Below are 7,234 nucleotides of genomic sequence, written 5' to 3' on the forward strand. Positions count from 1 at the left end.
TTACACAACAGGAGATTGATCACGCCATGAATAGACTGAATAATCGACCAAGAAAAAGGTTAGGATACCTTACACCCAATCAGGTATTCTTCAAAAATACGCTTGCACTTCAAAATTGAACTCGCGAGTTTATTCAGTAAGATAAGCGATCTAAAAAATAAAACCGGGAAAAAAAATGATCCCGGTTTTATAAAAAAATCGCTTATCCAATTCAAGCTTGTCATTCCTGCTAAAAATACACATAAATAATGACATCTCGTAGGATTAACACAACGCTCCATATCGATTATTTGGACAGCAGTTACTTTGCTTTTTCTATCATATATTCAACAGCCGCCTTAATTTCGGCATCAGAACAACTGCTACACGAACCTCTGGACGGCATTAATTTATAACCGTGTAACGCATGCTGTACCAGAGTATCCGGCTCTTGCTTCAAGCGTAGAGTCCAGGCTGCTTTGTCAGATATTTTCGGGGCACCACTGATCCCCGTCGTATGGCACTCTGCACACATCAGCGTGAAAATCGTCGCCCCAGAGCGACCATTTATTTTCGTTGCGGCGTCAGCAGACGGCAAAATGAATGCCGTTGATATCAATAACAGAAAAGCGACAGGATGCCTGCCAAGTGAAAAATAAGATTCATTGATCATCGTCTGATGCTCGCTCGCAAGATAAAATAATATTTTATTAAAATCTCAATGATGTGATGTTTCGTAACGACTCATATCACAGGAATGCACTCACTGAGGCTGAGACTCTTGAGATGATAAGTCCTTGAGCGTATTTTAAGTTGAACCCGGAAATTTTGTTTATCGTCAGTCCCACTAAGCAATGGGGCTATAAAAATGGACGGTGACAGGTCTGGTCAAATTTATTGATGCGTTTCGCCACTTTTTTCGGAAAATATGCACATGCCTGATCGAATTTCTATCGGAGCACACGAGGACGACAGTGTAAATCACTTCATTCACCGGATCTGGAAAGCCCTTAGTTTTGAGGGTGATTACGAATCAACGAGGTTTTTGGCACCGGAAATAACTGGTAATGGCGCTTTGACATCAGCATTTGCTGTCACCTCACTGGCGACAGCGTCTATCGCCAGTGCTGGTATGGCACTCAGCGAATTAATCTCATTGAGCGATAACAACGCACCTAAGGTAAAAGTTGATCGTCGCCTTTCTTCTTTCTGGTTTGCATCGTCCGTCCGCCCCATCGGCTGGTCGTTGCCGCCAAGTTGGGACGCCATCGCTGGTGATTACCAAACGTCGGACGGCTGGATACGCTTACACACCAATGCGCCACGTCACCGAGAAGCAGCGCTCGCGGTACTAGGAACCAATGCAGACAAAACATCCGTGGCTAAAGCGGTCTGCAAATGGAGTTCTGACGAACTAGAAAACGCTATTGTCGACATGCGTGGTTGTGCTGCCGCTATGAAGGATAGAAACACCTGGTTACAACATGCGCAAGGAAAGGCCGTGGGTGAAGAACCGTTGGTGCATCGCATTAGCCATCTCGCTGAGACTAAAAAAAACCGGAAGATTGACCCTCACCGCCCATTGCATGGTGTAAAAGTGCTGGATCTCACCCGTATCATCGCCGGTCCGGTCGCCACCAGGTTTTTAGCTGGTTACGGCGCTGAGGTTCTGCGTCTGGATCCACCAGGATGGGATGAACCTAGCCTATTGGCAGAACTCACCATCGGAAAGCGGTGCGCGCGACTCGACTTGAAAAATGCCGAAGACCGGCGCCAATTTGAACAATTACTACGTGAAGCCGATGTACTGGTGCATGGCTATCGTGCGAACGCCTTAGAATCTCTGGGTTTAGGCACGGAACGTCGACGACAAATAAATCCCTCGTTGATCGATGTCAGCCTGAATGCCTACGGACATAGTGGCCCTTGGCGCAACCGGCGTGGATTTGATAGTCTGGTACAAATGAGTTGTGGCATTGCCGACGCTGGAATGCGGCATTATGGCAAAACACTCCCAACACCTCTACCTGTGCAAGCCTTGGATCATGCAACCGGATATATGATGGCCGCTGCCGTAATACGTGGCTTATCTCAACGTCATTCGCATCGTACAGGTTCAGAAATGCGCCTCTCTTTGGCCCGCACCGCAGAATTATTCATCGCGGGCTCGCATCATCCACGACAAGAAATAAGCTTTTCTGGCGAATCTGAAAAAGACCACTCATTAAAAGTGGAAAACACCATATGGGGTACGTCGCAACGCTTATTACCACCGCTTGAAATAGTAGAAGCGCCGATGCAATGGAGCACTTCCGCAGGAAATCTGGGCACCGTAAGAGCAACATGGTCATAGATAAAGCCCGGTAACATCGTTAACTAGTTAGTGAATAAATGTCAAAAAAATGTCTGGAAACTATTCATTTGATGCGAATGCCTGTGGGTAAGCCTACAATATGTAATTTCTGAAACATTTAATTACTTTTCCATTCCTCACCATGCAAAACCGCGATTACTGGGTAGATTACGCTAAAGGTATAGGCATATTGTTAGTCGTCTATGGTCACGTTAGCCGCGGTGCTTACAATGCAGGTTTAAGTATGGATGCCGATCTCTATAAACTGATAGATAGCATCATCTACAGCTTCCACATGCCATTATTTTTTTTATTATCGGGGATTTTTTTTGTTCCATCTCTGAATAAATATGGCCGTCGCGGGTTGATCTTCGAAAAAGCAGATAGTGTGGTTTATCCGTATGTGGTGTGGTCGTTGCTCCAGGGTTTTTGTGAGGTGTTTTTGTCGCGATTTACGACGGCTAAAACGAGCATGGATGAGGTGCTATCTTTACTTTGGCAGCCACGCGCGCAATTCTGGTTTTTATACGTTTTGTTCCTTGTATTTGTCATCATGGCACTACTTTACCGTGACCGACAAGGTATTGCCGCTACCTTAGCTCCAATCGCTTTGGTGGCTGCATGGGTATCTCGGTTTTATGTGCAATTACCGTTTCCGATCGATTTTCTCGCAACCTATTTGATTTATTTTTATATAGGTACGCAGATTAAAATATGGAAAAGCTGGATCAGCGAACATACGCTGCCGTCGTGCGTCATCAGTGGTCTGTCATTTTCAGTTTTAGCATGGATCTTTCATGTCAGGCTGGGACTGGTTTTTAGCGATAAATCCATGCTTGCTTTGCCACTTGGGCTGTCAGGAATCGGACTGGTATGCAGCGTAGCATCGCTGATGGCGAAGAACGCCTCGAATGGCATCAAATGGATTGCAGTTCTTGGTGCTTGTTCCATGCCTATTTTCTTGATGCATATCCTGGCAGGCAGTGGAGTCAGAATTATCTTAAGTAAATTCCTGCATATCGAAAATGCACCAATTCATTTAATCATTGGCACTAGCATTGGCATTTTACTGCCGTTAGGGGTCTATCAACTTTCACAACAAGCATCGATGCGCAACCTGTCCTACTTGTTTAGCCCGCCACCATTTTTATCTCTGAAGCGACGGGCTGAATAAGTATTAAATCCGTATTTCAGTATTTCAGTATTTCAGTATTTCAGTATTAAATTACCCGTCCTGCGGCGGCTAATAAAGCTGCTGTATCCATTGCTGCTACGCGCCCTTCATCCGTCGGAATAACCCAGATTTCCTGCTGGCTATCGGCAGCATGAATTGCGGCAATGGCAGCGCCGCTTGCAGCCAGATTTTTATTGGCGTCAATTTTTAAACCCAAGTAGGCCAACCCGGCAACAACCTCTTGTCGCAATAGGGCATCGTGCTCGCCGATTCCACCGGTAAAAGCAAAGACATCGACGCCATTCAGACAAGCGGCTAACGCCCCTGATTCTCTGACGATGCGATAAGTAAAAAGATCAATTGCGGTTTGTGCCTTAGAGTCTTTACTTTGACGCAATGTACGCATATCGGCAGAGATACCAGATACACCAAGCAAACCCGACTCTTTATACAGCGTCTTTTCAATCCGCTTTGCATCCCATCCTGCTTGCAGCAAATGCAGTAAAATTCCAGGATCGAGTGCACCGCAGCGAGTGCCCATCATCAAGCCATCCAGAGCAGAAAAACCCATGGTAGTGGCGATACTTTGTCCGTGTAACATTGCGCAAGCGCTAGCGCCATTTCCAAGATGCGCCATGATGACTCGCTGATTGGCTTTGCCAGATTGCTGCGCTAATCGCCCAGCAACGTAACGGTAAGATAATCCATGAAAACCATAACGACGAATCCCCAATTCACGCACGGCAAGAGGTAACGCTACTGTCCGCTCGTTGAGCGGCAAGTTTGCATGAAATCCGGTATCAAAACACGCTATCTGAGGGAGATCAGGATAGGCATTTTGAAATGCAATAATTCCCTCTACATTATGAGGTTGATGTAAAGGCGCAAGCGAATCGAGGCTTTGCAGATAAGCCAATGCATTTGCATCAATCACTATCGATTGTGCATATCGATCACCTCCATGCACGATCCGATGCGCAACCGCTACAACATGCTCTTGCTGACTATGTTGTTCCAGCAAAAGTCGCAAACTAGTGAGTGCCTGTGCAAATTTTCTTCCCTCGTCATCGGTGCTTACGGTTAAAGGGAAAACTTGCTTATCGCCGCGAATATCCATGCTGATCGAGGGCTTACCACCCGGCTCTAAACCTTCAACCTCACCAGATAAATTCGCTGAATCAACTAATGCATGATGCACTGGATAAAGCGCAAATTTAATCGATGAAGAGCCAGCATTCACTGCCAGAATCGCGCGTCCTTTCATGGTACGTTCTTTCTGTATTCATGCGCTAATAATTTGACCAACGCTGCCGAAGCAACCCGAGCACTAGGTCCATCGGCACGACTGGTCAACGCAATCGGCACCTTTGCGCCCAAAACTACGCCACAGGTGGCAGCACCTGCCAGATATTCAAATTGTTTTGCCAGCATATTACCTGATTCCAGATCAGGTACCATCAAAATATCAACATCACCGGCGACGGGTGAAACGATGCCTTTAATCCTGGCTGCTTCCGCAGAAATAGCATTATCGAAAGCAAGCGGACCATCAACGATTGCGCCTTTAATTTGCCGACGCTCAACCATCTTGCACAGTGCCGCCGCGTCGATTGTCGAGGCAATTTTTGGATTCACGGTTTCAACTGCGGACAAAATAGCGACCTTGGGATCTGTGATTTTGAGTGCATGCGCAAGATTAATGACGTTTTGCAGAATATCGGCCTTTTCTAATAAGCTTGGAACAATATTCAATGCAGCATCCGTCAACAGCAAGACCTTGTGGTACATCGGAACATCGAGATGAAACACATGTGACAAACGGAATTTGGTCTTTAATCCAGCACAATGCACAACGGCGGACATCAACTCATCGGTATGCAAACTCCCTTTCATTAATGCTTCTACCTGGCCAGTTGCCGCAAGCTCTACTGCTTTTTCGGCGGCCGCGTGACTATGCACAACGTCAACGATTTCAACACCACTGAGATCAAGTCGCGCAGCATTTGCAACGGCAAGAAGCTTATCTTTTGGTGCCACTAAGACAGGGATAATTAACCCTTGTTTCGCAGCGTCCAACGCGCCTTGCAAGGAATCTTCATCGCATGGATGCACGACCGCACAGCGAATTGCCGGGAGATCGCTGACACTATCAACTAATGCCTTTTGTCTGGCACCAAGATCAAACAGCGCCATCGTCGGCAACGTGGTACGTGGACGGGTAACCCGCTCAGTCGGCGCGATGACTAAAGCATTGCCATACACCACTCTGACGCCGTGCTGATTGAGAATCTCACAATCTAAGGTCACACGCTTTTTTTCGTCATCTTTAGCGATCACGGTCGCAGAGATGGTCAACGTATCACCGATCCGTACAGGCTTTGTAAAATGCAGATTTTGTTCCAGGTAAATAGTCCCGGGTCCCGGCAAGCGTGTGCCAAGAATCGTCGAGATCAATGCCCCACCCCACATGCCATGTGCGATGACACCGTGGAATAACGTGTGCTCTGCATATTCCTTGTCCAGATGCGCAGGATTAACGTCGCCAGAAATAGATGCAAATGCCTGAATATCTGCTTGCGTCAGAGTGCGAATCTGGCTAGCTGTCTGACCAATACTAATATCATCATAAACGACATTGGAAATCGACTCTTGCTCATTATTTACTGGATAAATAGGATCGTTCATTGCTTATTCTCCTTGAAGGTGCCAACTGAAAGTCTGTCACGAACCTGATTAATTCACGATGTGGTAACCACCGTCAACATACAAGGTCTGTCCCGTCATACCGGACGATGCATTGCTAATCAAGAATGCGGCCAATTGCCCTACTTCATCCAGAGTCACTAGACGTTTTAAAGGTGAACGAAGGATCGCTTTTTCCATCAATGCATCAAAATCCAGGAGTCCCGAGGCAGCCCGGGTAGGCATAGGCCCTGGCGAAATTGCGTGAACGCGGACACCCTTTTCACCTAGTTCAGTCGCTAAATAGCGGACTAATGATTCCAATGCGGCTTTTACTGGCCCCATCAAACCATAGTGAGCGACCGCCTCTTCTGCGCCAAGATAACTCATGGTAATCAAACTACCGTCAGAACTTAAATGCGGCTCGCACAATTTAGCGATTTGTGCAAATGAATGGCAAGAAACATTCATGGAGCGCAAAAATCCACTGCTAGAACTATCGATGACGCGGCCATGTAAATCGATTAGGGGTGCCCAGGCAATCGAATGAATGACGAAATCCAATTGACCAAAATGCGCTACAGCTTGTCCGACTAAAGCTTCTAACGAGCCTTCTTGTTCAACATCACAGATCACAAGTGGCGCGTGAAGTTGGTCTGCCAAAGGTTGAACAAATGGCTCAGCCTTTTGATTGACACAAGACACCATCAGTTGCGCTCCCATTTTTTGCGCGACACGTGCGCAACCATAAGCAATACTGTGCTCGTTGGCCAGTCCGATAATCAAGCCACGCTTTCCCTGCAAAGAAAAAACCGAATTATTGTCTGACATGTTGTTACTCGCTTTCAGATGTGCGTGTTAAGGAGTTGCTCAAAAAATGTGATTATTTAAGTTGCTTATTTAAACTGCTTATTTAAGCTGGGCGAATTCTAGGATGAAGTGCAATTTATGAACGGTACCGGTTAATGAGGGCAAGATGCGATAGCATTTGTGCCTTTTTGACCGGCCAGTCGAAATTGCATAATGAACTACACACATCTCACCCA

6 protein-coding genes and 1 pseudogene are annotated in these 7,234 nt (G+C 46.5%); 3 read left to right on the plus strand and 4 right to left on the minus strand.

What is annotated here, in order from left to right; translation table 11 throughout:
• Positions 1-119, plus strand: a pseudogene (locus ACO0K1_RS19700) (IS30 family transposase); the annotation flags it as partial.
• Between the two features lie 182 nt (positions 120-301).
• Here ACO0K1_RS19700 and ACO0K1_RS19705 read toward each other — a convergent pair.
• The gene (locus ACO0K1_RS19705; protein WP_423028845.1) at positions 302-652 is read right to left on the minus strand and encodes a c-type cytochrome; all 351 of its coding nucleotides are present in this window, start codon (positions 650-652) and stop codon (positions 302-304) included.
• Between the two features lie 261 nt (positions 653-913).
• On the opposite strand from ACO0K1_RS19705, the gene ACO0K1_RS19710 reads away from it, so the two are divergent.
• Complete coding sequence (locus ACO0K1_RS19710) at positions 914-2,332, plus strand: CoA transferase (protein WP_423028847.1); 1,419 nt, start codon at positions 914-916, stop codon at positions 2,330-2,332.
• Positions 2,333-2,474: 142 nt separating this feature from the next.
• Positions 2,475-3,506, plus strand: a complete 1,032-nt coding sequence (locus tag ACO0K1_RS19715; protein ID WP_423028849.1) for an acyltransferase family protein — start codon at positions 2,475-2,477, stop codon at positions 3,504-3,506.
• Between the two features lie 46 nt (positions 3,507-3,552).
• Here ACO0K1_RS19715 and ACO0K1_RS19720 read toward each other — a convergent pair whose 3' ends face one another.
• From ACO0K1_RS19720 to fabI, 3 genes are read right to left on the minus strand one after another with little or no spacing between them, the layout of a single operon-like run.
• Positions 3,553-4,770, minus strand: coding sequence for an acetate/propionate family kinase (locus ACO0K1_RS19720; RefSeq protein WP_423028851.1), 1,218 nt, complete (start codon positions 4,768-4,770; stop codon positions 3,553-3,555).
• Positions 4,767-6,191, minus strand: coding sequence for a bifunctional enoyl-CoA hydratase/phosphate acetyltransferase (locus tag ACO0K1_RS19725; RefSeq protein WP_423028853.1), 1,425 nt, complete (start codon positions 6,189-6,191; stop codon positions 4,767-4,769). The genes ACO0K1_RS19720 and ACO0K1_RS19725 overlap by 4 nt, the downstream gene beginning before the upstream one ends.
• Before the next feature lie 48 nt (positions 6,192-6,239).
• The gene (gene fabI / locus ACO0K1_RS19730) at positions 6,240-7,019 is read right to left on the minus strand and encodes an enoyl-ACP reductase FabI (RefSeq protein ID WP_423028855.1); all 780 of its coding nucleotides are present in this window, start codon (positions 7,017-7,019) and stop codon (positions 6,240-6,242) included.
• Positions 7,020-7,234 lie beyond the last annotated feature (215 nt).

The organism is Undibacterium sp. SXout20W (assembly GCF_049340285.1).
Lineage (GTDB): Bacteria > Pseudomonadota > Gammaproteobacteria > Burkholderiales > Burkholderiaceae_D > Undibacterium.